The sequence below is a fragment of the Tepidibacter sp. Z1-5 genome, assembly GCF_037844525.1.
Lineage (GTDB): Bacteria > Bacillota > Clostridia > Peptostreptococcales > Peptostreptococcaceae > Tepidibacter_A.
On record NZ_JBBMMD010000035.1, the window covers coordinates 68,862 to 94,797 of the forward strand.

Consider the following 25,936-nt stretch of genomic DNA (forward strand, 5'->3'; position numbering starts at 1 on the left):
TTATTATTTAGTTAAATTATTTTTTAAATTAACTAAGAAATCTTGAACATTAGTAACTATCGTACTAACTTCTAAAGTACCTCTATCTCTTAACTTGTTAACTGCAAACTCAGAAACATCAACACTATATATATATACAGGTCTTACTTCCCCATTTACAACTGTATAAGACGGAGTCATATTACCAGTTGCTATTGAATGAAGTTGAGTTGCAAGACATATAACAGTTGTAGCTTTTCTAGTATGCTTTCTCATCTCATTTTGAGCTTGATATACATCTCCGATAACTATAGGAAGAGGTCCATCATCTCTTATTGAGCCTCCAAGTACTATAGGTACATTGTTTTTAACACAAGCATATATAAGTCCATTATCTATATTTTCTTCTTCTATAAGTTTTTCTATAGATCCCGCTCTTCTAGCTTTATTTAATAAATCTAAGTGGTTATAGTGTCCATCCTTCATAGATTTTTGAGTATATATATCTTGACCTAGAGCAGTTCCTATAGTAGCCGCCTCTAAATCGTGTGTAGCTACTGCGTTTCCACCTAAAAATGCATGGGCATATCCATTTTCTATTAAAGCTTGCATAGCCTCTCTTGAATCTTTATCAAATACAGCAGCTGGTCCTAATACCCAAACTATATATCCATTTTCTTTTTCATATCTTAAAGCATCATATAAATCATCATAGTCTTTAGAATATGCAGTTTCTCTAGATCTTCCAGCTCTAAATGCAAAAGTCTCTTCTTCTTCTTCCTCTTCAGAATTAAAACCTTCAGTATATACATAAATTCCTTCACTAGCATCTTCAGTTCTTCCAACTATAACTTTATCTCCAACGTGCAAGTTTCTAAACTCTTTTACCTCAACATCATTATCTTCAGTTACAGTCATTACACAGTCCATTCTACTTTCTTTAGCTAAAACCCATTTTCCATCAACTCTTAAGTATTCAGGGTATATTGTACTTCCATGATAATTATCTGGTGCAACACCTTCTTTAACAACTTCTACAGTTGTAACATTTGGTGCCTTCTTTAAAAATTCTTGTTCAAAATTTGGTTTTCTGTATTTAGGTAATTTAAAGCTCATTTATAATACCTCCGTAAGATTGTATTGTATTGATTTTCTCCTTCTAGTTTTATAAAATTTTAACACTCTTACATATTATATCAAAAAACTGCATATGAATACACCTAACGACGTTCTTTTGTAATTTTTGCATTTTTCGTTATTTTCTGATTTTGTAGCATTTAATATTCATTTAAGTTTACTTAACCATTAAATACCAACTATTTTAACCTCCAAGAGTTACATCTTGAGTTTCATACCAATTCAAAGCTTCATGTATATGTCCCGGTTTAAAATCAGGCCAATAATCATCAACCACATAAAAATCAGCATATATAGATTGAACTGGCAAGAATCCACTAAGTCTTCTTCTACCACCCCATCTTATTATAAGATCTAGTCTTGATATATCTTTTGAATTTATATTTTCTATTATTTTATTCCTATTAGTAGTAGATTCGTCAAATTTCAAGTTTCCAAGATCCCAATTCCATCCATAGTTCACCAAGAAATTCACCTTCATATCTGCCTTTCCAAAATCTTTTCTTGTTGTATATTCTTTTAACTCCTCTGGAAACATAGGTGATTTATGATTTCCTACAACCAATAAAGAAGCATCTTCATTTTCAAGCATCTTTACAGCATCTACACAAGCTTTAGTAAATGCATTAGTTTGAATAGATGGTCTTTTCGTATTATCTACCGTGAACCCATAGTATGTTAGTTCTTCTACACCCATTTTTTTGCAAGTTCTAAATAATTCAAGCCCAGGATTAAGCCCTTTATCATATCCCATTTCCTTACTCATACCGTTGTTTTGAGCCCATCTTCTATTACCATCAGGTATTACCCCTATATGTTTTGGAATTCTCATACAACCCCTCCTTTAACCTATTTTTCTATATTATTTACCTTATGTGGTAAATATATACTTTCATTGTCATTTCTAAACTTTTTGAATTATATTGTTGAACAATATTTGTTAATGTGTTATTATGAACCTAAATTAAATAGTTTTCGCTAGGGGTGCTGGTAGGCCAGCTGAGATTAAGACCCATAAGTCTTTAACCCTTAACCTGATCTGGATAATGCCAGCGTAGGGAAGTGTATGTGTATATATTGTTGTATGTAAATATATAGGTGCAAATCCTTTTTCTGGGATTTGCACCTTTTTTTATTTCTATTTTTATCTGAAAGGAGGAATCAACATGATTGTCAACGGAGATAAAATGTCTTTCGACCAATATATTACAGTTAAAGACCTTATTTCAAAACTCAATTTAAATCCACAAACCATTGTAGTTGAGGTCAATTTAAATATAATACCTAAAGATCAATACGAGAGTACAAATCTTTACGAAAACGATAAAGTTGAAATAATCAATTTTGTTGGAGGTGGTTAATATTGATAATATATGTGAATCAGAAAAAATACAATATAGAGCCAAATACAACAGCTTATAGGGTTAGAGATTTTATAAAAAAAGACGCTGATGTAATTATACTCAACGGATTTATTATAAATAAAGATACAACACTTAATGAATCCGATGATATAACACTTATAAAAAAAGGTGAGCAACCATCTAAAGCAGAATTAGAACATCTTTTGGTATCAAGACATACACCTAATGTTCATGAAAAAATTAAAAAATCTAAAGTGGCAATAGCGGGTCTTGGCGGTCTTGGGTCTAATATAGCTGTATCACTAGCTAGAATAGGTATTGGGAAGTTACTTTTATTTGATTTCGATGTAGTAGAGCCTAGCAATCTAAATAGACAACAATATTTTGTAAAACATATTGGAATGAACAAAACAGATGCAATTAAAGATATCATCTATCAGTGCAATCCATTCGTAGATGTTTATACACAAAATATATTTATAGATAAAAATAATATAAAAGATATATTTGAAGATGTTGAAATTATAGTCGAAGCATTTGATAATCCTAAATCAAAAGCTATTTTAGTAAATACAATTCTCTCTGAAATGCCAGAGAAGAAGGTAATAGCAGCGTCTGGACTAGCAGGATATTTTTCATCAAATTCAATAATCACTCAAAAAATAAAAGATAATTTATATATTGTTGGCGATAACAAATCAGAATCAAAACCAGGATGCGGACTTATGGCTCCGAGAGTTGGAATTGCTGCTAATCATCAAGCTAATATGGTTTTAAGACTTATTCTAGGTGAACAAGAAACTTAAGGGGGATTTATTATGGATAAATTAAAAATAGGTGAAACCGAGTTAGATAGCAGATTATTTATAGGAACAGGAAAATATTCTTCAAATGATATATTACCTAAAGTTATAACTTCTTCTAAATCTCAAGTTATAACAATGGCTTTAAGAAGAGTTAATTTAGATTCACCAAAAGAAAATATATTAAATTACATAGATAAAAATTGTATTTTACTTCCTAATACTTCTGGTGCTAGAAATGCTGAAGAAGCGGTTAGAATAGCAAGACTTGCAAAAGCAGCCGGATGTGGTAATTGGATAAAAATCGAAGCTATTTCCGATAACAAATATCTTCTTCCAGATAATTACGAAACTATTAAAGCTATAGATATATTAGCAAAAGAAGGCTTTGTAGTTCTTCCTTATATGAATCCAGATTTAATGGATGCCAAACGAATGGTTGATGCTGGCGCTAGCGCTATAATGCCACTCGGTTCTCCTATAGGAACTAATAGAGGAATTAGAACCGAAGAAATGATACAAATTCTAATAGATGAGATCGATATACCTATAGTTGTAGATGCAGGTATCGGAAAACCTTCTCAAGCAGCACAAGCAATGGAGATGGGTGCAGATGCTGTTCTTATAAATACAGCTATAGCATCATCAAATGACCCAATCATGATGGGAGATGCTTTTCGTAATGCTGTAATTGCTGGAAGAAAAGCATACCTTGCAAAAGTAGGATCAGTCAAAAAAATAGCCAGCGCTTCATCTCCTCTTACAGGTTTTTTGCAAGGAGATGAGTAATAATGAGTTTTTATGATGAATACTTAAAATACAAGGATTTTGACTTTGATACCTTTTTTAAAAATACAACCGATGAAGATATATTAAATATAATAAATAAGGGCAAATTGGATAAACTTGATTTTTTGAGACTTTTATCTCCTACTGCCGAAAAGCATCTAGAGCAAATGGCAACTAAGTCAAATAAATTATCATTACAACATTTTGGAAAATCTATAGTTTTATATACACCTATGTATTTAGCTAATCATTGTTCTAACAAATGTGCATACTGTAGCTTCAATGTTGAAAATGACATAAGTAGAAAACAATTAACTCTTGAAGAAGTTGAATTAGAGGCTAAGAACATTGCTAAAACTGGACTTAAACATATATTGATTTTAACTGGAGAATCTAAATCTAAAACTCCTGTTTCTTATATAAAAGATTGTGTTAACGTGCTTAAAAAGTATTTTGATTCTATATGTATTGAAATTTATCCACTTGAAGAAGATGAATACAAAGAATTAATATCTGCCGGTGTAGATTCTCTTACTATATACCAGGAAGTATATAACGAAGATATTTATGACAAGGTTCATATAGCAGGCCCTAAGAAAAACTACAAATTCAGACTCGATGCTCCAGAGAGAGGATGTAAATCTAAAATGAGGTCTGTGGGTATAGGATGTTTACTTGGTCTTTACGATTTTAGAATTGAGGCTTTCATGACTGGTCTTCACGGATATTATCTTCAAAGTAAATATTTAGATGTATCAATTAGTTTTTCTCTTCCTAGAATAAGACCACATGTAGGAAGTTTTATGGATTTACATGATGTAAATGACAAAAACTTAGTTCAAATAATGTTAGCTCTTAAGTTATTCATGCCTTATGCTGGTATAAATATATCAACTAGAGAAAATAAAGAGTTTAGAGAAAATCTTATTCCTCTTGGAGTTAATAAACTGTCAGCAGGAGTTTGTACTGAGGTTGGAGGACATTCTCAGTCTAATAAAAGTTCTAGTCAATTTGAAATATCAGATTCAAGAAGTGTTTCAGAGGTTGCAATATCGCTTGTAGAAAAAGGTTATCAACCTATTTTTAAAGATTGGGTACATATATAAAATTATAAATGGAGGTTTTTTTAATATGAATTATACAACTCAAATGGATGCTGCAAAAAAAGGAATTATAACTAAGGAAATGCAAATAGTTTCTGAAAAAGAGAATATAGATGTAAATTTACTTAGAGATTTAGTAGCTAATGGTAAAGTTGCCATTCCAGCTAATAAAAACCATAAATCTTTAAGTGCCGAGGGTGTAGGAGAAGGTCTTAGAACTAAAATAAATGTAAATTTAGGAATATCAAAGGATTGTCCAAATATAGAACCTGAAATAGAGAAAGTAAAAAAAGCAATTGATCTTAAAGCTGAAGCTATAATGGATCTTAGTTCTTTTGGCAAAACAGAAGAATTCAGAAAAAAAGTTGTTGAAATATCACCAGCAATGATAGGAACTGTTCCAATGTATGATGCTGTTGGTTTTTATGATAGAGAGCTTCAAGATATAAAAGCCGAAGAGTTTTTAGATGTTGTTGAAAAACATGCAAAAGATGGTGTAGATTTTGTAACTATTCATGCTGGTCTTACTAAAGTAACTTGTGATACCTTCAAAAAAAACAAGCGCCTTACCAATATAGTTTCAAGAGGCGGCTCTTTGTTATTCGCATGGATGGAACTTAACAATAGAGAAAATCCATTTTACGAATACTTTGACAAGCTTTTAGATATTTGTGAAGAATATGATGTTACTTTAAGTCTTGGTGATGCTTGCCGTCCTGGTTCTATCAATGATTCTACTGATGCATCTCAAATTGAAGAGCTTATTGTTTTAGGTGAACTTACAAAAAGAGCATGGAAAAGAAATGTTCAAGTTATAATTGAGGGTCCTGGACATATGCCTATTAATGATATAAAAGCCAATATGCTTCTTCAGAAAAAATTATGTCATGGTGCTCCTTTCTATGTTTTGGGTCCTATTGTAACTGATATAGCACCAGGATATGATCATATAACAAGTGCTATCGGTGGAGCTATAGCAGCAAGTTGCGGTGCTGACTTTTTATGTTATGTAACACCAGCAGAACATTTAAGACTACCTACACTAGATGATATGAAAGAAGGTATAATAGCAACAAAAATCGCAGCTCATTCAGCAGATATAGCAAAAGGTATCAAAGGAGCAAAAGACTGGGATTATAAAATGAGTGAAGCTAGACGAAACTTAGATTGGGAAAAGATGTTTGACCTTTGTATAGATGAAGATAAAGCTAGAAAATTCAGAAGAGAATCTATGCCAAAACATGAAGACAGTTGTACAATGTGCGGAAAAATGTGCTCTATGAGAAACATGAACAAAATACTAGATGGTAAAGATATTAATATATTAAGGGATGATAATGAAAATGTTACATCTTGTAACCAATAGAAAATTAATACCTGATGGCGATATATTCAGAGTAGTTGAAGAATCTGTGAACGCTGGAATAGATAGTATAATACTTAGAGAAAAAGATCTAACTTATCATGACCTTTATGAAATGGCAAAAGAAATAAAGCTAATAGCAGATAAGAAAAATATTCCACTTATAATCAATGGTAATTTGGATGTCGCTAGGGATTTGAAGTGCCATGGCTTTCATACAGGCTTCAACCGTATAAAAAATAAGCTTCCTACTTTTGATGGAATAATAGGAATTTCTATACATAGTGTAGAAGAAGCAATACAAGCTCAAAACCTAGGAGCTGATTACATAATAGCAGGACATATATTCGCAACAGATTGTAAAAAAGGACTTAAACCCAAAGGTATAGAATTTATAAGAAAATTAAAACAAAATATACAAATTCCTGTAATTTGTATAGGTGGAATAAACGAAAATAATATAAGAATAGTATATGAATGTGGTTCAAATGGAGTTGCCGTAATGTCTTCGATAATGAAATCTAATAATATTTATAATACAATAAAAAAAATCCTTAGATAAAATCTAAGGATTTCATTTTATTATTTTAAATTTTGCTTAGCAGTTTCAACTAATTGCTTGAATCCTTCAGCGTCATTTATAGCCATTTCAGCTAACATTTTTCTGTTTATGTTGATATTAGCTACTTTTAATCCGTTTATGAATTTAGAGTAAGATAATCCGTGCATTCTAGTTCCTGCATTTATTCTTTGAATCCAAAGCTTTCTGAAGTCTCTCTTCTTAAGCTTTCTTCCTACATAAGCATGCTTTAATGCTTTCATTACAAATGCATTAGCCGGTCTAAATAATCTACTTCTAGATCCTCTGTATCCTTTTGCAAGCTTTAATATTTTTTTATGTTTTTTACGAGCGTTCATTGCTTTTTTTACTCTTGCCATTTTTTGCGACCTCCTTTGTTTAAATATTTATTTTATAGGTATGGTAATAATCTTGATATTCTTCTTTGATCCCCAACACTTACTATTCCTGCTTTTCTAAGGTTCATCTTAGTCTTAGCACTCTTTTTAGTTAGTATGTGGCTCTTATAAGCTTTAGCTCTCTTTAATTTACCTGTTCCTGTAGCTTTAAATCTTTTAGCTGCTCCTCTGTGAGTTTTCATTTTTGGCATGCTAATTTCCTCCTCTCAAAGTATAATTATTTTTTAGGATCTAATGTTACAACCAATCTATTCCCTTCAAATTTAGGGTGATTCATTGGAGTTCCCACTTCTTTAACAATATCCAAAAACTTCTTAACAACCACTAATCCTGCATCTTTATGGCCAAGTTCTCTTCCTCTAAATCTAAGTTCCACTTTAACCTTATCACCTTTTGATAAAAACTTAATAGCTTGCTTAGCCTTAGTGTTCAAGTCATTTTCTTCTATTGATGGTCTTAATCTTATTTCTTTTAAACTTACTGTTTTTTGCTTTTTCTTTGACTCTTTTTCTTTTCTAGACTGTTCGTATTTAAATTTACCATAATCCATAATTTTGCACACTGGCGGATTTGCATTTGGTGATATTTTAACCAAATCCACATTTGCTTCATTAGCCATTATTTGTGCTTCTCTAGCTGAAACAATTCCTAACTGCTCACCTGTTTGAGATAGAAGTCTTACTTCCTTGTCTCTTATCTCTTCATTAATTGGTAGCTCTTTAATAGTTAGACACCTCCAAATAATATTAAAATAATAAAATTTATATTATATAAAATTTTATCTATATTATATTAAAATAAAAAAAACGCATAGCACAAGCTATCCGTTTATACTCAACATAACCAAGATTGTAAATCTAGTTATTAACCCTACAACCATAAGAGTAAGGTGAGAAGTGGATAACTTCTACTTCATTTAACATTAATTATAATATCATTTTTAATCTAATGTGTCAATATTTTTTTCAAAATTTTAATTGTATATTATGAATACTAAATATTAATAATAATATCATGAAAATAATTTAGTTTCCGTTATGAATTTCAAAAAACCACACGTGAAATTTTTATAAAAACTTGTTTATTTTTCTAATGGTAAAATTAACAATTAATAATCTTACACTTTTAGGAGAAACTAAAAATAACTACAAAATAACCTAACATTTAGAGGTGTTACATTATGAGTATGATTAAAGAAATATTTAAAAAAATTAATATGCCGGTATTCGCTTTTAATCAAAGTAAGATGGAAAAAGATACTGGCAAAGATGATGGAACTTTTTCAAAACCAAAAACTACTTTTAAAGATGTAGCTGGTCTTGACGAAGTAAAAGAAGAGTTATTTGAATTAGTAGATTTTATTAAAAACCCAGAAAAATACAAAAAAATGGGTGCTACTATTCCAAAAGGTGTATTATTCAATGGTCCTCCTGGAACAGGAAAGACATTACTTGCTGCATCTGTTGCTGGCGAAACTAACTCAGCTTTTTTTAATACAACCGGATCAGAATTCGTAGAAAAATATGTAGGTGTTGGTGCAAAAAGAGTAAGAACTCTATTTGAAAAAGCTAGAAAAGAATCTCCAAGCATCATATTTATAGATGAAATAGATGCTATAGGAGCAAAAAGACATCTAGAAAGCAACAACGAAAAAGATCAAACTTTAAATCAACTTCTAGTTGAAATGGATGGATTCAACAAAGACTCAAACGTGATAATCATAGGTGCAACAAACAGATTAGATTTATTAGACGAAGCTTTACTTAGACCCGGAAGATTTGACAGACATATATATATAGGAAATCCAAACTGCTATACAAGACATGAAATTCTAAAAGTTCATACAAAAAATAAACCTTTAGAAGAATCAGTAAATCTTGAAGAACTAGCAAAAAAAACACATGGACTTAGTGGTGCTCACTTATCCAATATAGCAAACGAAGCTGCTATAATGGCTGTAAGAGAAAATAAATCCACTATAAATAAACAACATTTTGATAATGCTATTGAAAGAATTCTTGCTGGACTTGAAAGTAAAAATAGTAAATTAGTAGAAAGAGAAAAGAAGATAGTATCTTATCACGAAGCTGGGCATGCTCTTATAAGCAACCTACTTGGAATAAATCCTATTCAAAAAATATCCATTGTTCCTAGAGGCCAAGCTTTAGGTTATGTACTTCAGCTTCCAGATGAAGATAGGTTTATACACACAAAAGAAGAACTTCTAAACAAAATAAAAATACTCCTTGCTGGAAAAGCTTCTGAAGAATTAATATTCAGCCATTCATCAACAGGAGCTAAAGATGATTTGAAAAAAGTAAGTTCTATTACAGATCAAATGATTTGTGAATATGGAATGAGTTCATTAGGTTCTAGTACAATTGAAGGGAATTACAAAAACCTAATGATAAATAAGATTCAAAATGAATCGAACTCTATAATTAAAGAGTGTTATGATCAAACACTAAACATATTAAAACAACATTTAGACGAACTTCACCTAGTATCCAACCACCTTTTTGAAAACGAAACTTTAACTCACGAAGAACTAAAAGATATAATAAAAAGAGCCTATACATAATGTATAGGCTTTTTTATTATAAACTATTAACTTTTTCTTTTTCTTCTTTTAATATACTCTCTATAAATTCATCAACAGATATAGATCCTACTTCGCCTTTATCTCTTGAACGAACAGATATTTCATTATTTTCTTGTTCCTTTTCTCCTACTACTAACATATAAGGAACTTTTTCAAGTTGTGCTTCTCTTATTTTATATCCTATTTTTTCTGCTCTATTGTCTATTTCTACTCTTATTCCTTTGTCAAATAATATTTCTTTCACTTTATTTGCGTAGTCTATATATTTATCAGATATAGGAAGTACCTTAACTTGAACAGGAGCTAACCATAATGGGAACTTACCTGCAAAGTGCTCTATTAATATTCCTATAAATCTTTCTATACTTCCAAATGCAACTCTGTGTATCATAACAGGTCTATGCTTTTCGCCATCTTTTCCTATATAAGTTAAGTCAAATCTTTGAGGTAACTGCATATCTAGTTGTATAGTTCCACATTGCCATGTTCTTCCTATACAATCTTGTAAATGGAAATCTATCTTAGGTCCGTAGAATGCTCCGTCACCTTCATTTAATTTGTAGTCTAATCCTAATTCTTCTAAAGCTTCTCTTAATCCATTTTCAGCTATTTCCCACTCTTCATTAGTTCCAATAGAATCCTCTGGTCTTGTAGATAATTCTACATGATATTTAAATCCAAAAGTCTTATATATACCATCTATTAGATTAGCAACACCCTTTATTTCATCTTTTATTTGTTCTGGTAGCATAAATATATGTGCATCATCTTGAGTAAATGCTCTAACTCTCATAAGTCCATGTAGCGCTCCAGATAATTCATGTCTATGCACTCTTCCTAATTCTCCAACACGCATTGGAAAATCTTTATATGAATGCATTTGAGTTTTATATGCAAGCATTCCACCAGGACAGTTCATAGGCTTTATAGCAAAATCCGATTCATCAATTTGAACTGTATACATATTCTCTTTATAGTGGTACCAGTGTCCTGAAGTCTCCCATAGTTCTCTGTTTAATATAATAGGAGTTTCTATTTCAACATATCCATCTTTTCTATGAATTTCTCTCCAATATTCTAATAATTTATTTTTAAGCTCCATTCCTCTTGGTAAGAATAATGGGAATCCCGGTCCTTCATCTGGAATTACGAATAATCCTAATTCTTTACCTAATTTTCTATGATCCCTCTTTTTAGCTTCTTCAAGCATTGTTAAATAAGCTTCTAAATCTTTGTTCTTTTCAAATGAAGTACCATATATTCTTTGAAGCATTTTATTTTTTTCATCTCCACGCCAGTAAGCACCAGCTACACTTAATAACTTTATAGATTTAACTTTTTTAGTAGTAGCAAGATGTGGTCCTCTACATAAGTCTACAAAATCTCCTTGCTTATAAAAAGATAATACTTCTCCTTCTGGAAGATCTTCTATTAATTCAATCTTGTAATCTTCATTTTTTTCCTTCATTAATTTTATAGCTTCTTCTTTTGAAAGTTCAAAACCTTCTATCGCTAAGTCTTCTTTAACTATCTTCTTCATTTCAGCTTGTATTTTTTCTAAATGCTCACTAGTCAATCTTTCTTCTAAATCTATATCATAATAGAATCCACTGTCTATTGCTGGCCCTATAGCAAGCTTTGCTTCAGGATATAATCTTTTTATAGCTTGAGCTAATATATGAGAACTTGTATGTCTGAATACTTCTTTACCTTCAGCATCGTCAAATTTTAACAAGTTAACTTCTGAATCTTCCTCTAACTTATAGTTAACTCCTACAGAATTTCCATTTACTTGACCTGCAACTATGCTTCTTGCAAGACCTTCACTTATTGACTTAGCAATATCCAGTATAGATATTCCTTTATCAAATTCTTTTACTGATCCATCTTTTAAAGTAATCTTTACTTTACCCATTATATTCACCCTCCTGTATTTATTAGTTGTTTTGATTTTTAAATATAAAAAAACTCGTCCCATAAAATCTGGGACGAGTATAAGCTCGCGGTTCCACCCAAGTTGGCAAAAGCCCTCTTGAAGATTATAAGGTAATCAACCTGAATTTTTCATCTGAAAATTACTCAATTCAACTCTAAGGTAGTTTTCAATTATCCATATCTAGAAATGCTCTCAGCCGGTGACACTTCTTCTCTTGAAACTGGGTACAATTTACTCTTCCTTATTCATCGCTTTATCATTAATTTGATTTTATATGATTATATATCTCATAAAATGAATTGTCAATATTTTTTTAAAAATTCATTACAATTAAACCTTGAAGTATACCTATAAAAAATCCCAATATAAGCCCTAATACTTCTATATGCTTTAATTCTTTTTTTGCTATACTTATTATTATTTCTTCCAATTTTTCTAAATCAAATTCATTTATTTTATCTTCTACCATTTTTCCTATTTTTATTCTATTAGCTGATTTATGCACTAAATATCCACTTAAATCTCCTATTACGTGTCCTATTTCTTCCTGAATTATTTTGTCCAAATATTCTTTTATCATACCCTTAAATGATACAGGTATAAAAGGAGGAAGTTTTTGTTCTATAATCTCATCAACCTTAAGTTTTAGAGCCTTCATAAGGTTATCTTTATCTTCTTCCTTTATCATATTAGTTATTATATCTTCTACAGATATAAGTTCTTGTTCTACTACATCTCCTATGGATTTTGCTATTTCTTTTCTTCTCTTTGGTATAAGTCCCTCTATTTTTAAGTTTATAATAGGTATATTTACAGGTCTTATAGGTCTAAATATCAACTTTATAGCAAGTATATTCGTAACCCAACCTATAACAGCTCCTATAACTCCTAAAAATAGTATTTTCATCATAATTGTCATTTGCTTCCTCCTTAGTAATATAATGCATTGACTACTTTACCTAGTCCTATTAATTTGTCTTTTATCTTTTCTACTATTTGAATTTTAGCTGCCAAATCATCAGGAAAATCAGAACTTTGATAAGCTGAATTTACACTTCTTCCAACTAAAAAATCAATATTAGTACATTCATCTATTAATATTTTAAGTATTTTATATGCTGCATTTTTATCTTTATCATCTTTAAATATATCATCTATATGATATTTATTATTCTTATAATCGTCAAGTACTTCAAGTACTTTTTTTAAGGTCAACACACCTTCAGTAACTAAATCAATATTTTTTATATATCCAATAGGAGGTATATCTCCATTTATATTCTTCATATCCATTTCAAAATCAGTATCTAACTCTCTTGCAACTATTTTAGCAGCACTTCCTCCACAAACTATTTTTTTACCTGTATTTTTAATAAGTTTTTGAACTACTATTTTATCATCTTCAGGATCTGTTGGTGGTCCTGTAAACAAGGTTACATGTTTATTTTTCATTATTTTTATCGAAAGTACAGTTGTATCATCTCCTGGTTTTTGAAGATATAAATCGTCACATATTCCAATTAATTTTTTAGTCAAACTCAGGGAAGATATGTTAGATGGAATAAGTTGAATGTATTCAGATATATTTTTTAAATCCCATCCTAGATTTAAAATTTTTCCACCTCCAGCATTTATTACTCCATCACTAACAGAAACTATTATATCGTCTTTCTTTAAGTTAAATTTAGACTCTCTAACTCTCCTACCCGATATTATAACCTCTTCACCTTTAATTATATCAATTTTTCCATTTCTTTTAAAAAGCACCTCTGGATTGTCAAATCTAGCTATATAGCATTCACCATCATTTGATATATATATTATCGTAAAAGTAGAATAAGCCAGATTTCTAACCTTACAAGTAGGTAATGTATTAATTATTGTATCTACAACCTCTGCTATGCTAAGACCATTTTTTATCATAGTCACAGCTATTTTAGATGTAAGTGTAGCCAATATGTTAGCTTTTACTCCAGAGCCTAAACCATCTGATAATACGGCTATACACCCTTCATCAAACTTTTCTATTTCAACTTTATCACCACATAGCTCTTCTTTATCTTTATTCAAGCTTAAATATGCTATATCTACAAAATATTGTTTAATCTTCTTCCTCCCCCTTCATAGCCAATTCTTTTAATTTTGTCAATATAACCTTTGTTTCTGCAGTAGTTTCTCCAAGTAAAGACGCTATTTCTTGAGCTACCCTCATCTGATTATTAATCACATCTTGAGCTGTATTTATAGTATTTAACTTAACTTCTTTTATTGTCTTTTTCTGATTTTCTTCTTTTGTTATATCTATGTATATTCCAAGTAAGGCTCTATGTTCATTTAAAGAAATTATACTTGCTTTAATATCTTTATTATACTCTTTCCACTTTAGTTTTTTAGATATAATATCATCTTTATTGTATAAAACATCTATGAAGTGATTAATCTCTATATAATCTCCTATGTACTCTCCAATTAATTCTTCTCTCGGTTTTTTTATTACATTTGCCATAGCATTATTTATATCTATTATTCTAAAATCATGACCTACTATTACTATATAATTTGGAGTAGCTTCAAATATAACATTGCTTACAGCTTCCACTCTATCCTTCATATACCCCATACACATATGCCTTTGAGCTAAGTTTCTATGAACAGCTATAGCCTTATCTTTACAAGTATCATATCCGCAAGCTCCACAGTTTAATTCATCTTTCACTGTCTTTTTACCTATAGAAACCAATATTTCTCTTATTTCGTATTCAGTAGGAGTATCGAATTTTATACCATAATTCTTAAATTCTTTCTCTAATCTTAAATTTTCAAATACACATCTTATTTTATTCAAATATTCTTCATCTAAAGTTCTACCTAAAGTATATTGTTTTACCTTGTTTTTTCTATAATGTATCCCTCTATCGTGCTTAAATCCTACTCCACCTACACATGATCCTATACATGCATTAAGTTCTATAAACATATTGCTAAGTTCATTATTTTCTATACTTTTAATCAAATTTTTAACATTGTCCATTCCAGAAACTTTTATTTTGGTTATATTTTCCATATTAAAGTTCATTCCTTCTTCGACAGGGAACAATGATATATCACCTAAAGGTTTATTGTCAAATTCATTTTCTTCTACATTTTCTATGTCTATATCATTTATTAAGCTTATACATTCTTGTATGCTTATAACTTTGTCGACTGCGCCTAAATTATCACCATCTAAAGATTCATATTTTTTAGATATGCAAGGTCCTATAAAAACCACCTTTACATCTTCTCCGTAGATTTTTTTCAAATATTTACCGTGAGCTATCATAGGAGAATCTATAGGTATTAAGTATTTAATTACTTTTTCATGATATTTAGTTATTAGATAATTTATAGTAGGACAACATGAAGATATATATATTTTTTGCTTATTATTTTTTATATAATTTTCATATTCTTCAGTCACAATTTTTGCCCCTACTATGGTTTCTTCTACTTTATAAAATCCTATATTTTTAAGAGCTGCTACAAATTTTTTATAATTCATATTTTCCAAATCTGCCACTGAAGAAGGTGCTACACTTGCTACCACTTTATATCCTAGTCTTATGTACTCTTTGACTTGACCTAAATCAGACATCATTTTTTTTGAATCCTGAGGGCATGCTTTAAAACATTTTCCACAACCAATACACAATTCCTCTACTATATAGGCCTTGTCATTTTCTATTTTTATAGCTTTAACAGGACATTCTCTTATACACTTATAACAGTTCTTACAGTTTACATTCGAAAAATTTAATATATCATTCATTAAATCATCTCCAAATTTTTTTATTAATATAATCCATGTTAATATCATAACAATTTTTTACGGATAAACTCTAAGATTAGTTTATATTCATAAGATTAGAATGTCAATTAAAGACAAAAAAATAGAGCATTAAGCTCTATATCCAACCGTAACTCTTCCTTCAAATATAGCATTTATAGTTTCTATTATCTCCTTTGATACATTGTTTTCTAAGTTATCTTGAATATATATTTGTTTTGGACATAATGTTATTAAGGAACTTATTAAAAAATCTTCTTCATTCATATTCTCTTTTAATGCTATATTAAATATATCTTCGATATATTTTTCCTCTAAATTTCTATCATTCTTATCACATAGTTTAAATGACCCATCTTTCTCTATATATAGTTTTAAAATATCTATTTTTTCTTCTTGCACATCCACAAAATATTTCAATAAATTCACAAATTCATTATAGTCTTTTTCAATTAAGTATTCTTCAAAACCTCTATCTTTCAGTTCTATTATATAATCCATAAAATCTCTTAATCTAAACTTTATAAATCCATTTATATTTAGATAATCATTATCTGAAAGATAAGTATACATTCTATCAAACAAAATTTCTTTTATCTCCTTTTCTCTATTGTTAAACAAATCTAAAGAATATTTATATATATTTTCTATTTCAGATAAATATGTATTTCTATAGCTTGTATTTACAACCTCTTTTAAGATTTTATTTTTAACTGTATTTATAATGAAGTTGGTTAATTGTGAACATATTAATAATTTTGTTTGTTGTTTATCTTCATAAACAGGTATATCTATCTCGATTAATCCGTCTGATTGATTTACGTTTTTGTTTAATTTAATAGCACTTGCCAAATCCTTATATTCATTACTTATACCCAAATATATGTGTTCCATCAAAGTCACTCCTTTCTAGTCATAACAGGCATTATAGAACCTAAATCCATCAATCTATTATTTCCTAAAGATATTATCTTTTTCCCTCGTTTATTCACAAACTCTTTTATTTTATTATAATCCGGATGTTTTCTTATATCACCTAAGAAAGCTAATTCCCCACAGTCTATCAGACCACTAACACCTCCAATAAAACCATAATTCATATCAAACAAATCTATACTTCCTGTTTGTATTAATAAGCAATCTATTTCATTATATTTTGAAACCTCTTTATATATACCTTTATCAGATGTTATTATTGAGTTTTCATCTACAATACATATACAGCATTTGCAGTAACCCTGCTTTACATTTATTTTTTTGATATTGTTGTTATTTATATATTGGATAATATTTTCATCTGTATATTCGAAATTATGTATAGCATACTCTCCAAATAAGGCTACATTATAACTTATATTATAAGGATATTTATTTTTGATATAATTTGTTCCTTTAATTATATTAAATCCATATACACTCAATATATTTTTATATTGTTCATACAAATTCGGAGCTACTACTATATCGCCGTTCCCTAAATAACACACTTGCATATCTGCATGATATTTAACTGCTTCATACAATTCTTCACATCCGTATGTCTTTATTATTTCTATATTTCTATTTTTTAATTCATATTCTATATCTTTCGGTATTCTAGAATCTATTATTATATGACTCACTTTTTTTTGTGGTATAAATGGTTTATCTAAAAACTTCATAATTCACCTCTTTATATTATTTTTTTGCAACAAAAAAGGCGATAAAATCGCCTCTTCATAAACATATTATTATCTTTCACCTTTTTCATATATTTGTCCATTAGCTGCTGGTCCATTTCCTTTTCCAACAAATAATACCAATACAATTAAAGTTATTAAATACGGTACCATTGATAGTAAGTTTTCTGATACACTAAATCCTACACTTGGATTTCCTAAGAATACAACAAGTCCAGTAGATGCACCAAATAATAATGATGCAAGCATAGCTCCTTGTGGCTTCCACTTACCGAATATAAGAGCTGCAAGTGCTATATAACCTTGACCCGAGATCAATGTAGGTCTAAACGTTGAAACTATAGCTAAACTCATTGATGCTCCACCAAAACCTGCAAGAATACCAGATAATACTACACATAAATATTTCATCTTGTATACATTTATTCCTAATGTATCAGCAGCTTTTGGATGCTCTCCAACTGCTCTTATTCTAAGACCAAGCTTAGTTTTATAAAGTATAAACCAAGTAACTAAAACCAAAGCAAATGCTATATAAACTGTAGCATATGTGTTAAATACTATATCTATAAAGCTTCCCTTAGGAAAAATGCCATTTAACGGTCTTGGCATTTTCTGAGTTAACTTCATAGCAGGAGTCATAGTTGATCCATTAAATAATCTTCTACATAAAAATAATGCAAAACCTGGAGCTAAAAAGTTTATTGCTATACCTGAAACTACATGATCTGCATTAAATTTTATTGTAGCTATAGCATGTAAAAGTGCAAATATTCCTCCTGCTATACCAGCTACTAAAAATGCTATCCACGGATTTCCTGTCATTACGGCCGCTGCTGCTCCCGCAAAAGCTCCTATAGTCATCATACCTTCAAGCCCTATATTTACAACGCCGGCATTTTCAGAAAAAACTCCTCCTAAAGAAGTAAATATAAGCGGTGTTGAGTACATAAGGGTTGTACTAAGTATCATAGCCAAATTCTTACTAAACATCAGCTTTTCCTCCCCTCATTTTATCTATCATAATTTTTACCATTCTACTTGCTGCGATAAAGTAAATTATAGCACCTATAACTATATTTATAACTTCAGTTGGCGCTCCAATATTTTGCATTTTACCGCCACCATATTTAAGAGCTCCAAATAAAAATCCTCCAAATATAGCTCCTATAGGAGTATTATTTCCTATTAGTGCAACTGCAATCCCATCAAAACCATACCCCTCTTGTGCTGCAAGTATAGTTATCTTATGCGATACTCCCATAACATGCATAGATCCTGCTGCACCTGCTAAAAGTCCTGCTATAGCCATTGATATTACCATAGATTTGTTGACATTTATTCCCGCATACTCTGCTGCATCTTTATTAAATCCAACTGCTCTTAGTTCAAATCCCAAAACAGTTTTATATAGTAAATATGATATTACCACTACCAATATTAAAGCAATTACTATTCCCCAGTTAACTTTTGTAGCTGGTCCAACTAAAGATTTAAGCCATGTTATATCTATAGTTGCAGTGTCTTGTATATTAAACGATGCCTCTGTACCAGGTTTCTTAAATCCTTCCATCATTATAAAATAATTTGAAAGATAAAATGCTATCCAGTTAAGCATTATAGTAGATATAACTTCATTTACTCCAAATTTAGATTTTAATAGTCCTGCAATTCCTCCCCATATAGCTCCAGCTAAGCATCCGCTCAAAAGAGTTAATGGAATATGAATAATTGCCGGTAGATGAACAAAATATCCTACAAGAGTTGCAGTTAAAGCTCCAATTATAAACTGACCTTCAGCTCCTATATTGAATAATCCTGTTCTAAATGCAAATGCTACAGATAAACCTGTAAGAATTAAAGGTGTTGACTTTACTACCGTCCAAGCTAAATACTTAGGTTTTCCAAATACACCTTTCATCATCTCAGAATATCCTTCTATAGGACTAAATCCAGATACACTAAGAACAATAGCTCCAACTAATAATCCTAAAACTATAGATATTACTGTATACAAAAGTGCATCATTAATTATTTTTTTATTTTTCTTCATCTTCAGTACCTCCTGCCATCATAAGACCCAGAGTATTCTCATCAGCGTCTTTAGAATCTACGATACCAACTATCTTTCCTTCGTAAATTACCGCTATTCTATCAGAGACACTCATAACCTCGTCTAATTCTAAAGATACTAAAAGCACTCCTTTTCCTTTATCTCTTTGCTCTATTAATGATTTATGAACAAACTCTATAGCTCCAACATCAAGTCCTCTTGTAGGTTGAGTAGCTATTAATAAATCCGGATTATTAGTTACTTCTCTAGCTATGATTATCTTTTGTTGGTTACCTCCAGATAATGCTCTTGCTTTTAAATTCTCATCCGCTGGTCTAACATCGAATTTAGCTATTAAATCTCTAGCAAAACTTTTTATATTATCTTCTAATAATCTAAATCCTTTAGAGAACTGAGTTTTTCCATAATTTTCAAGAACCATATTCTCTGCGACAGTAAAATCAAGAACCAAACCTCTTTTTTGTCTATCCTCAGGTATATTGTAAAGTCCGTTTTCGAACATTTCTTTTGGAGTCTTATTAGTTATGTCTTTATCATTTATGAAAACGATTCCACTTTCAGCTTTTCTAAGTCCTGTAAGTACTTCAACAAGTTCAGATTGTCCATTTCCATCGATTCCAGCGATTCCTAGTATTTCTCCTCTTCTAACTTCTAAAGAAAGTTTATTCAAAACGTCTAAACCTCGATTGTCTTTTGCTACTAAATCCTCAACTTTAAAAACTACATCACCTAGTTTTTGTTCCTTTTTATCAACTTTAAAGTTTACCTCTCTTCCAACCATCATAGCTGCAAGATCATCTTCAGTAGTTTTTTCAACTTCAACTGTATCTATATATTTTCCTCTTCTTATTATCGTACAAAAATCCGCTGCTTCTTTTATTTCTTTTAGTTTATGAGTTATTATAATTATAGATTTTCCTTGTTCCGTTAAATTTTTCATAATATTTATTAATTCTTTTATTTCTTGAGGAGTTAAAACTGCAGTAGGTTCATCTAGTATAAGAATTTCTGCTCCTCTATATAACGCCTTTAATATCTCAACTCTTTGCTGCATTCCAACTGTAATATCCTCAACCTTTGCCATAGCATCAACATAAAGTCCGTACTGTTCAGATATCTTTTTTACATCTTCAATTGCTTTTTGCATATCAATTTTCCCAAATGCACTAGTTGGTTCCATTCCTAGGATAATGTTTTCCGCTACTGTGAATGGGGGGATTAACATAAAATGCTGATGCACCATTCCTATTCCATTTTCTATAGCTACATTAGGATTATCGATTTCTACCTTTTTTTCATTTATATATATTTCTCCCGAAGTCGGTTGATACAGACCATATAATATGTTCATAAGTGTAGATTTACCTGCGCCATTTTCTCCAAGCAGTGCATGTACTTCTCCTTTATGGACAGTTAAATTTATATTGTCATTAGCTGTAAAATTTCCAAATTTTTTGGTTATATCTTTCATTTGTACAACTTTTTTGCTAAAATCTACATTTCTTTTTGTATTGTCCAACTTTCATCCCTCCTTAAATCATTTTTTACTTTCGTCCTCTTAATTATACTAAATTTTTTTTAATATAACAATAAATTTTGACTTTTTTCAAAATTCTTTTAAACATAATTTTTCTTATCATTTTATAATCGAGAAAAATTAAAACCCAGAATTATATCTGGGCTTTAGTTTTATTAATATTTTTATTTCATAGCATCGAATTCTTCTTGATTTGAAGGAACTACTATCTCTCCATCAATAATCTTTTGCTTTTCTTCATTAACATATGTTATTATTTCTTTTGAAACATGCTTTTCAGTAGTTGGTGCTATGTCAACTCCACCTTCTGCTAAACCATAAGTTACAGTTGTTCCACCTTCGAAAGTTCCCTCTGTTAACTTTTTACTTACATCATATAATGCATTGTCAACTCTCTTCATTGCTGAAGTTATAACATTATCAGGAGCTAGAGAATTTTGGTCTCTATCAACACCAATTGCATATTTTCCTTCTTCTTTAGCTGCTTCTATCATACCAGTTCCAGTATCTCCAGCTGCATGATATAATATGTCAGCTCCGTTTGAGTACATTTGCTTAGCTATAGCTTTACCTTTTGCTGGATCACTGAATGAGTTTGCATATTGAACAAATACTTCTGCATCTGGATTAGCTTCCTTAACTCCAGCTCTAAATCCATATTCAAATTTTTGTATAACTGGTACTTCTATTCCACCGATATATCCTACCTTGTTAGTTTTAGTCATTTTTCCCGCTATTAATCCAACTAAGTAAGAACATTGCTCTTCTTTAAAAGTTACTCCTATTACATTTTCAGGAGTTTCATCTCCATAAGAGTTATCTATTATAGCAAATTTTTGATCTGGGTAATTTTCAGCAGCTTCCTTAACAGCATCTGCCATCTTAAATCCAATTCCCCAAATTAAATCGTTTTCCTGATCTACTAGATTTTCTATATTTGGTACGTAATCTGCATCTTGCTTTGATTCTTGATAACTAGTTTTTATTCCATAATCAGCCTCACCTTTTTTAAGACCTTCCCATGCAGATTGGTTAAATGATTGGTCATTAACTCCACCAGTATCTGTTACCATACCAACCTTAACTGTTTTTGCACCTTCAGTTCCTCCAGCATTTTCTTCTGCAGGCTTAGAACACCCAACTACCATAGTTCCAAGTAATGTTGCAGTTAATGCAAGAGAAATTAATTTTTTCTTCATTGCCATAAAAATAAACCTCCTCATTTGATTTGATTATTATTTTAATATATTATTTCATGCAATATTAATTGAATATTTCATGAATATTATCTATTTTATATTTCTGCTTAAAATCCTTTTAAATTTCAAAAAAATATAATTTTTTTAAAATTTATCTTCCCAAAGATACATTCATACTTTTATGTAAATTATTATTTCAATTAATCTTTATATTTATTCAAATTTAAATCTTTTAATATAAATTAGTTTAAATTCTATAAAATTCTTATATAAATATATTATTAGTAGGACTTGTTATAAACATTATATAATATATTTTAATATTTGTTAAGCATAAAATATTATATACTATAATGAAAAACCGGACAAGTATATACCTGCCCAGTTTTTTCATATTCTTAATCTTCAAATACAGTTTGATCAGAAACTTCTGTAGTTAAAGCTTTTAAACATTTTTCAACTAATTTTCTTCTAAGTGATTTTTCATCTTTAGCATCTAAAACTGGATTTCCTAGAGGATGCGGTATTGCTATAGCTGGAACTATTCTATTTGCTCCAACTGTTAAAGATATAGGAACTACTGTACAAATATGAACAACAGGTATTCCAGCTCTTTCTATTTCTTTTACCATCGTTGCACCACAACGAGTACAAGTACCTCATGTAGAAGTTAATATAACTGCATCTACACCATCTTCAACTAATTCTTTAGAAAATTCATTAGCATATCTCTTAGAATTTGCAACAGATGTTCCATTACCTACAGTAGCATAGAAGTATCTATTCAGTTCTCCTATAACTCCTTCTTTTTCTAAATCCCTTAAAACATCAACAGGCAATACTCTGTCAGCATCTGCATTTGCATAAATCGGATCATATCCTCCATGAGCAGTTTCATGAGTTTCTTCAGTTAAATTATCAAATCCAGATATATCATATTTTCCATATTTTGATGCTGAAGATGATTCTATTCTATCAGGATTTCCTTTTGGAACTATTCCACCCGAAGTTACAATTGCAATTTTACACTTTGATAAATCTTTTACCGCTGGATTTGGATCTACTCTATCAAAATCAGGCATAGGATACTCAGTTACATATTCCTCACCTTTTAATTTTTTAATCATCATGTCTACAGCTCTTAAAGATCCTCTAACATCCGAGAAGTAATTTACTCTAACACCTCTTTCAATATAACCTTCAGCTTTAGGTGAGCCTATATTTTCTTTTTTAGCAAGTTTTAGTGCAAACTTAGCAATACTAGGAAGAGCCTTTCTCATGCCACCAGCAGAATTACTTGTTTCAACTATATAAAGTTCTTTTTTGAACATATCTGCTCCTGGATTTTCAGGATACATCCCAGTAAGAACAGGTATATTAAGCTGATCTTTTACTTCTTTAGTAATCGATCCAGATGCTACTCCATATCTTCCTGCATTAAAAGCTGGTCCAGCTATAAATAAATCCGGATTAAATCCTTTTATCATATCCATAACTTCTTTTTTTGCTGATTCTAAATTTTCATTAAAATATGAATCTCCACAAACTATAGTTGCCACAACTTCGGCTTCTTCACCTAAAAGTTTATCTAAGTTTTTACTAATAGGAGGCATTTCTTCCATAACTAAAGGCTTCGTGTCTGCCTTTTCCTCGCCTCCTATTCCTGCGAAAAATTGATTAATATAATGAACTACTTTTATTTTTTCCATTAACGCTCACCCCTCTCAGGTTTTTTACTAATCATTAAACTTACAGAATTCATCTCTTATATTCTTCATTTCCTCTATTATTTCGTCTACTTCAAGAACCATTTCCATCATACCTATTTGATCCTCATATACAGATTCATCAACTTCACCTTTAAATTTATCTTCTACAGCGTGATATACTCTAAGTCCAAGTTCAATACCTGCAAGTGGTCCTGCAAAAGTTGGATCTCCTGCAGTTACTGTTTCAGCTGCTAGACCAGCAGCTTCAGCTTCAGCGGCACCTAAAAGAACAACGATGTTTTCAGCTCCATGCTTTTCAGTTAAATCCTTAACTCGTTGTTGATTCTCAAGGTCCATCGCTCCTGCAGCAGTTCAGACAAAACACTCTGTTGATGAAAATACAACCTCTGCTCCAGTGCCTTTTAAGCACTCTTCCATAGCAGGGCCTGGTATACCATCTCTATCGCCAATTATAATAACTTTTTTAGCATCATAAAATCCCATTATATTCACCCTCTCTTCTAATATCCTTTAGTAGTTAAGTATCCAAATCCCGTTTCATTTGTAGCACCTGTTATAGCTTGAATTTCTACTTCTATACTTCCATCATTTCTTAAACTTCCATCAAATCCACCAGCTATTGTATCTACAAATTCAACATGTCCTATAACTTTTTCCATTGGGGGTAAAACTATTACTTGATTTGCATTTCCTCCTGTAACAACTGCATCCGCTTTAGAATCTGCATCTGCTAATGACTGAGACGCTCCATCTCTTCCTGCGTATTCATCTGTTACAATAACAGTCTTTACTCCTTGGCCTTCAATTTTCTTACAGTTCATTATAAGATCTGTATCAGGATTTCCAAATCCTTCTTGAGAAACTATTGCACCATCTAATCCTAAATAATTACATAATTTAGCAGTCCAATTTGAAGATCTCTCTTTATCCGCAAGATAAACGTTTTCATTAGTTATAATAATACCTACAAAATTTATTTCTTTTCCATGCTTTTCATATAAATCATGTACTATAGAGTTATTAACATGTACATAAGTAGGGTTTTTATCGCAAGCCGATACACAATTTCCACTTACTATTGCTCCATCCATTATTTCTGTTGGATATAGTATAGTTGGAACTATTTTCTTTGCATCAACTCCATATACATATGTATCATGAAGTAATCCTTGTGTTTGAAGCATATATACATATCCTACCTTTGGAAGGTCTGGATATTTTTTAACTGATTCAAGTAAAGGCTCAGTTTCATAAACTTTAGTTTCATCTGGTTCAACATCTCTACCAGCTTCACCTAAGTATGCTGCAGCTTTAAATCCAACCATACGAACAGCTTTTTCATGCTCATGTTGTTTTAATCCCTCTACAGGCTCAGCTGTAATTACTAGATTTAATAATTTTGAAAAAGGAGTATATTCAGCTCCTGGACCAGACATATCGACTATACCTTCTTGGAATCCTACTATTTTACCAGTAGTAACAATAGCAGCTCCTTTAAGCACATGAGTTTTTCCACTTCCTACAGTATCTACCTTTGACAATACTCCAGGGAATATTCCTCCTGGACCCTCAACCTTAACTCTTGGTTCTATAACGTCTTTAACTGGAGTTATTCTTACACTTTCTCCCGGACGAGCAATCTCAATTTCAATTGACTTTATATGCTCATCTGCTCCAATTTCTTTGATCATCTCATCTTTATTTACGTATAATATTCCATCCTCAACCTTAGTTTTATTATCAAATTTTAGATCCTTAATGAAGATATTTCCTAACTCTAGACGCATAATGTCACCTCCCTTTTTATTTAAAAGACTAAAAATAAATTTGTTTCATT

General features: G+C 30.6%; 25 protein-coding genes, 1 riboswitch and 2 other annotated features. Of the genes, 7 read left to right on the forward strand and 18 right to left on the reverse strand.

The window, feature by feature from the left end; all coding sequences use genetic code 11:
- Positions 1 to 3: 3 nt before the first annotated feature.
- A complete protein-coding gene (locus tag WJW32_RS07635; RefSeq protein WP_340256989.1) occupies positions 4 to 1,095 on the reverse strand; it encodes an ornithine cyclodeaminase family domain in 1,092 nt (363 codons plus the stop codon).
- A gap of 205 nt (positions 1,096 to 1,300) precedes the next feature.
- Positions 1,301 to 1,948, reverse strand: coding sequence for a polyprenyl diphosphate synthase (uppS, locus tag WJW32_RS07640; RefSeq protein WP_340256991.1), 648 nt, complete (start codon positions 1,946 to 1,948; stop codon positions 1,301 to 1,303).
- Positions 1,949 to 2,086: 138 nt separating this feature from the next.
- Positions 2,087 to 2,194: riboswitch (TPP riboswitch) on the forward strand.
- A gap of 88 nt (positions 2,195 to 2,282) precedes the next feature.
- On the opposite strand from uppS, the gene thiS reads away from it, so the two are divergent.
- The 6 genes from thiS to thiE are packed head-to-tail and all read left to right on the forward strand — an operon-like array spanning position 2,283 to position 7,100.
- The gene (gene thiS, locus WJW32_RS07645; protein WP_340256993.1) at positions 2,283 to 2,477 is read left to right on the forward strand and encodes a sulfur carrier protein ThiS; all 195 of its coding nucleotides are present in this window, start codon (positions 2,283 to 2,285) and stop codon (positions 2,475 to 2,477) included.
- Positions 2,478 to 2,479: 2 nt separating this feature from the next.
- Positions 2,480 to 3,286, forward strand: coding sequence for a sulfur carrier protein ThiS adenylyltransferase ThiF (thiF, locus tag WJW32_RS07650; protein ID WP_340256995.1), 807 nt, complete (start codon positions 2,480 to 2,482; stop codon positions 3,284 to 3,286).
- A gap of 12 nt (positions 3,287 to 3,298) precedes the next feature.
- The gene (locus WJW32_RS07655) at positions 3,299 to 4,072 is read left to right on the forward strand and encodes a thiazole synthase (protein ID WP_340256997.1); all 774 of its coding nucleotides are present in this window, start codon (positions 3,299 to 3,301) and stop codon (positions 4,070 to 4,072) included.
- Between the two features lie 2 nt (positions 4,073 to 4,074).
- Complete coding sequence (gene thiH / locus WJW32_RS07660) at positions 4,075 to 5,178, forward strand: 2-iminoacetate synthase ThiH (RefSeq protein ID WP_340256999.1); 1,104 nt, start codon at positions 4,075 to 4,077, stop codon at positions 5,176 to 5,178.
- A gap of 25 nt (positions 5,179 to 5,203) precedes the next feature.
- Positions 5,204 to 6,541, forward strand: coding sequence for a phosphomethylpyrimidine synthase ThiC (thiC, locus tag WJW32_RS07665; RefSeq protein WP_340257001.1), 1,338 nt, complete (start codon positions 5,204 to 5,206; stop codon positions 6,539 to 6,541).
- Positions 6,519 to 7,100, forward strand: a complete 582-nt coding sequence (thiE, locus tag WJW32_RS07670; RefSeq protein ID WP_340257003.1) for a thiamine phosphate synthase — start codon at positions 6,519 to 6,521, stop codon at positions 7,098 to 7,100. The genes thiC and thiE overlap by 23 nt, the downstream gene beginning before the upstream one ends.
- Before the next feature lie 20 nt (positions 7,101 to 7,120).
- On the opposite strand, the gene rplT is transcribed toward thiE, so the two are convergent.
- Genes rplT through infC form a run of 3 tightly spaced genes read right to left on the reverse strand, consistent with a single transcriptional unit; the run spans position 7,121 to position 8,261 of the window.
- Complete coding sequence (gene rplT, locus WJW32_RS07675) at positions 7,121 to 7,477, reverse strand: 50S ribosomal protein L20 (protein ID WP_340257005.1); 357 nt, start codon at positions 7,475 to 7,477, stop codon at positions 7,121 to 7,123.
- A 32-nt stretch (positions 7,478 to 7,509) separates the two neighbouring features.
- Positions 7,510 to 7,707, reverse strand: a complete 198-nt coding sequence (gene rpmI, locus WJW32_RS07680) for a 50S ribosomal protein L35 (protein WP_277731454.1) — start codon at positions 7,705 to 7,707, stop codon at positions 7,510 to 7,512.
- A 26-nt stretch (positions 7,708 to 7,733) separates the two neighbouring features.
- Complete coding sequence (infC, locus tag WJW32_RS07685) at positions 7,734 to 8,261, reverse strand: translation initiation factor IF-3 (protein WP_445330220.1); 528 nt, start codon at positions 8,259 to 8,261, stop codon at positions 7,734 to 7,736.
- Between the two features lie 47 nt (positions 8,262 to 8,308).
- Positions 8,309 to 8,435, reverse strand: a sequence feature (ribosomal protein L20 leader region).
- A 267-nt stretch (positions 8,436 to 8,702) separates the two neighbouring features.
- Here infC and WJW32_RS07690 point away from each other — a divergent pair.
- Positions 8,703 to 10,097 carry an ATP-dependent metallopeptidase FtsH/Yme1/Tma family protein gene (locus tag WJW32_RS07690; RefSeq protein WP_445330221.1) on the forward strand — a complete coding sequence of 465 codons (1,395 nt, stop codon included), beginning with the start codon at positions 8,703 to 8,705 and terminating at the stop codon, positions 10,095 to 10,097.
- Between the two features lie 16 nt (positions 10,098 to 10,113).
- On the opposite strand, the gene thrS is transcribed toward WJW32_RS07690, so the two are convergent.
- The 13 genes from thrS to WJW32_RS07755 all read right to left on the reverse strand — a co-directional run bounded on the left by thrS (position 10,114) and on the right by WJW32_RS07755 (position 25,886).
- The gene (gene thrS, locus WJW32_RS07695) at positions 10,114 to 12,033 is read right to left on the reverse strand and encodes a threonine--tRNA ligase (protein WP_340257011.1); all 1,920 of its coding nucleotides are present in this window, start codon (positions 12,031 to 12,033) and stop codon (positions 10,114 to 10,116) included.
- Between the two features lie 66 nt (positions 12,034 to 12,099).
- Positions 12,100 to 12,312: a binding site (T-box leader), on the reverse strand.
- Between the two features lie 55 nt (positions 12,313 to 12,367).
- The gene (locus WJW32_RS07700) at positions 12,368 to 12,973 is read right to left on the reverse strand and encodes a DUF445 domain-containing protein (protein WP_340257013.1); all 606 of its coding nucleotides are present in this window, start codon (positions 12,971 to 12,973) and stop codon (positions 12,368 to 12,370) included.
- 11 nt (positions 12,974 to 12,984) lie between these two features.
- On the reverse strand, positions 12,985 to 14,124 hold the full coding sequence (locus WJW32_RS07705; RefSeq protein ID WP_340257015.1) for a SpoIIE family protein phosphatase: 1,140 nt from the start codon (positions 14,122 to 14,124) through the stop codon (positions 12,985 to 12,987).
- A 31-nt stretch (positions 14,125 to 14,155) separates the two neighbouring features.
- Positions 14,156 to 15,862, reverse strand: coding sequence for a [Fe-Fe] hydrogenase large subunit C-terminal domain-containing protein (locus tag WJW32_RS07710; RefSeq protein WP_340257017.1), 1,707 nt, complete (start codon positions 15,860 to 15,862; stop codon positions 14,156 to 14,158).
- 129 nt (positions 15,863 to 15,991) lie between these two features.
- Entirely contained in the window at positions 15,992 to 16,774 is a 783-nt protein-coding gene (gene ytxC, locus WJW32_RS07715; protein WP_340257019.1) for a sporulation protein YtxC, read from the reverse strand.
- Between the two features lie 5 nt (positions 16,775 to 16,779).
- Positions 16,780 to 17,541, reverse strand: a complete 762-nt coding sequence (locus WJW32_RS07720; RefSeq protein ID WP_340257021.1) for a DUF6873 family GME fold protein — start codon at positions 17,539 to 17,541, stop codon at positions 16,780 to 16,782.
- Positions 17,542 to 17,610: 69 nt separating this feature from the next.
- Complete coding sequence (locus tag WJW32_RS07725; protein ID WP_340257022.1) at positions 17,611 to 18,552, reverse strand: ABC transporter permease; 942 nt, start codon at positions 18,550 to 18,552, stop codon at positions 17,611 to 17,613.
- On the reverse strand, positions 18,545 to 19,612 hold the full coding sequence (locus WJW32_RS07730) for an ABC transporter permease (protein ID WP_340257024.1): 1,068 nt from the start codon (positions 19,610 to 19,612) through the stop codon (positions 18,545 to 18,547). The genes WJW32_RS07725 and WJW32_RS07730 overlap by 8 nt, the downstream gene beginning before the upstream one ends.
- On the reverse strand, positions 19,599 to 21,104 hold the full coding sequence (locus WJW32_RS07735) for an ABC transporter ATP-binding protein (protein ID WP_445330222.1): 1,506 nt from the start codon (positions 21,102 to 21,104) through the stop codon (positions 19,599 to 19,601). Before WJW32_RS07735 ends, WJW32_RS07730 begins: the two co-directional genes overlap by 14 nt.
- Positions 21,105 to 21,334: 230 nt before the next feature.
- Positions 21,335 to 22,369 (reverse strand): BMP family lipoprotein, encoded by a 1,035-nt coding sequence (locus WJW32_RS07740; RefSeq protein ID WP_445330223.1) that lies wholly within the window; start codon positions 22,367 to 22,369, stop codon positions 21,335 to 21,337.
- A 398-nt stretch (positions 22,370 to 22,767) separates the two neighbouring features.
- Positions 22,768 to 24,078: a glycine reductase complex selenoprotein B gene (gene grdB, locus WJW32_RS07745; protein ID WP_340257030.1), complete on the reverse strand. Its 1,311-nt coding sequence runs from the start codon at positions 24,076 to 24,078 to the stop codon at positions 22,768 to 22,770.
- A 27-nt stretch (positions 24,079 to 24,105) separates the two neighbouring features.
- Positions 24,106 to 24,582, reverse strand: a complete 477-nt coding sequence (gene grdA / locus WJW32_RS07750; protein WP_340257032.1) for a glycine/sarcosine/betaine reductase complex selenoprotein A — start codon at positions 24,580 to 24,582, stop codon at positions 24,106 to 24,108.
- Positions 24,583 to 24,599: 17 nt separating this feature from the next.
- The gene (locus WJW32_RS07755; protein WP_340257034.1) at positions 24,600 to 25,886 is read right to left on the reverse strand and encodes a glycine/sarcosine/betaine reductase component B subunit; all 1,287 of its coding nucleotides are present in this window, start codon (positions 25,884 to 25,886) and stop codon (positions 24,600 to 24,602) included.
- Positions 25,887 to 25,936: the final 50 nt, after the last annotated feature.

Excerpts from the sequence above, each read along its gene's own strand:
- thiS (WP_340256993.1), top strand. The coding sequence starts at position 2,283 with ATGATTGTCAACGGAGATAAAATGTCTTTCGACCAATATATTACAGTT.
- thiC (WP_340257001.1), top strand. The coding sequence starts at position 5,204 with ATGAATTATACAACTCAAATGGATGCTGCAAAAAAAGGAATTATAACT.
- thiH (WP_340256999.1), top strand. The coding sequence starts at position 4,075 with ATGAGTTTTTATGATGAATACTTAAAATACAAGGATTTTGACTTTGAT.
- thrS (WP_340257011.1), bottom strand. The coding sequence starts at position 12,033 with ATGGGTAAAGTAAAGATTACTTTAAAAGATGGATCAGTAAAAGAATTT.
- WJW32_RS07730 (WP_340257024.1), bottom strand. The coding sequence starts at position 19,612 with ATGAAGAAAAATAAAAAAATAATTAATGATGCACTTTTGTATACAGTA.
- WJW32_RS07700 (WP_340257013.1), bottom strand. The coding sequence starts at position 12,973 with ATGACAATTATGATGAAAATACTATTTTTAGGAGTTATAGGAGCTGTT.
- ytxC (WP_340257019.1), bottom strand. The coding sequence starts at position 16,774 with ATGGAACACATATATTTGGGTATAAGTAATGAATATAAGGATTTGGCA.
- WJW32_RS07710 (WP_340257017.1), bottom strand. The coding sequence starts at position 15,862 with ATGAATGATATATTAAATTTTTCGAATGTAAACTGTAAGAACTGTTAT.
- rpmI (WP_277731454.1), bottom strand. The coding sequence starts at position 7,707 with ATGCCAAAAATGAAAACTCACAGAGGAGCAGCTAAAAGATTTAAAGCT.
- WJW32_RS07635 (WP_340256989.1), bottom strand. The coding sequence starts at position 1,095 with ATGAGCTTTAAATTACCTAAATACAGAAAACCAAATTTTGAACAAGAA.
- rplT (WP_340257005.1), bottom strand. The coding sequence starts at position 7,477 with ATGGCAAGAGTAAAAAAAGCAATGAACGCTCGTAAAAAACATAAAAAA.
- uppS (WP_340256991.1), bottom strand. The coding sequence starts at position 1,948 with ATGAGAATTCCAAAACATATAGGGGTAATACCTGATGGTAATAGAAGA.
- WJW32_RS07690 (WP_445330221.1), top strand. The coding sequence starts at position 8,703 with ATGATTAAAGAAATATTTAAAAAAATTAATATGCCGGTATTCGCTTTT.
- WJW32_RS07725 (WP_340257022.1), bottom strand. The coding sequence starts at position 18,552 with ATGTTTAGTAAGAATTTGGCTATGATACTTAGTACAACCCTTATGTAC.
- WJW32_RS07735 (WP_445330222.1), bottom strand. The coding sequence starts at position 21,104 with ATGAAAGATATAACCAAAAAATTTGGAAATTTTACAGCTAATGACAAT.
- WJW32_RS07755 (WP_340257034.1), bottom strand. The coding sequence starts at position 25,886 with ATGCGTCTAGAGTTAGGAAATATCTTCATTAAGGATCTAAAATTTGAT.
- WJW32_RS07740 (WP_445330223.1), bottom strand. The coding sequence starts at position 22,369 with ATGAAGAAAAAATTAATTTCTCTTGCATTAACTGCAACATTACTTGGA.
- WJW32_RS07655 (WP_340256997.1), top strand. The coding sequence starts at position 3,299 with ATGGATAAATTAAAAATAGGTGAAACCGAGTTAGATAGCAGATTATTT.
- thiE (WP_340257003.1), top strand. The coding sequence starts at position 6,519 with ATGTTACATCTTGTAACCAATAGAAAATTAATACCTGATGGCGATATA.
- WJW32_RS07720 (WP_340257021.1), bottom strand. The coding sequence starts at position 17,541 with ATGAAGTTTTTAGATAAACCATTTATACCACAAAAAAAAGTGAGTCAT.